At 26.6% G+C, this 882-nt stretch carries 1 protein-coding gene; it reads right to left on the reverse strand.

Features of this window, described 5'->3' with window-relative positions; genetic code table 11:
• Window positions 1–27 precede the first annotated feature (27 nt).
• Window positions 28–579 (reverse strand): hypothetical protein, encoded by a 552-nt coding sequence (locus DIU01_RS03575; protein WP_290831874.1) that lies wholly within the window; start codon window positions 577–579, stop codon window positions 28–30.
• Between the last annotated feature and the right edge of the window lie 303 nt (window positions 580–882).

Genomic DNA, 882 nt, shown 5'->3' on the forward strand with positions numbered 1-882 from the left:
TTATTTGATTATTTAATTTAAAAAAAATTAAATGATCACTTCAAATTTTGAAGATTTGATATTGAATTTAAACTTATAAAGCCCCTTTTTTAAAGTGTAAGATTCTAAATGAAGTTTACTTAACACTTCTTTGTCATCTATTACAAAATCTTCATCAAGAATTAATTGTTCGCCTTTAAAATAGTTGCTAATAATGAGCATATTTTCTTTATCAACACTAAAAAGCACTCTCTTTTCGGTGGTTAAAGAAATTGTAGAATTAAATGAATTTTTATTCGATTTAACTCTTTGAGAATATTCAAATGTTATTGAGCTACATCTGCATAAGCCAAAAGCACCACAATTGCGAGATTTTCTACCAATATCCCAAGAAGTACCTACTCCAATATCTTCTACTTTGTTAAGGTTATGATGGCAAATAGCTTTAGATTTAGCGTTTCCTCCATCACAAATAGGACATAAGGGTCGAGAAGGCATTGGTAGATAAAACAAATTTTTTGCTGTTTGTTGTGCTTGAGTGGTTTGTGTCATTACTATTATTGTAAATAGCATTTTCAAAAATATTTTTGTTGTTTTCATAGTTTAAAGTATTAATTTTAAATAAAACTACACCAAACAAAAACCACCACCAAAATCAATTAGGCAACGGTAGGTTTTAATTAGAAAGCGGTAAAAGGCAATGCATTTGTTTGGAAATTACAAGTTAAAACAATTCAAAATTGAGTTTTAAAGCGACGAGAAAATCATCGCTTTAAAACAAATTAACAGCATTTTAGAAAACTCAAACAAACTTTACTTAAATTCAATAAGTCATTTTTATTCTTTCAATTAATATATGATAGTACCTATTTTTAGCATTTTAATATTTATAAGATATTTAAT

Origin of the sequence: Flavobacterium sp. (assembly GCF_003525665.1) — a bacterium.
Taxonomy (GTDB): Bacteria; Bacteroidota; Bacteroidia; order Flavobacteriales; family Flavobacteriaceae; genus Flavobacterium.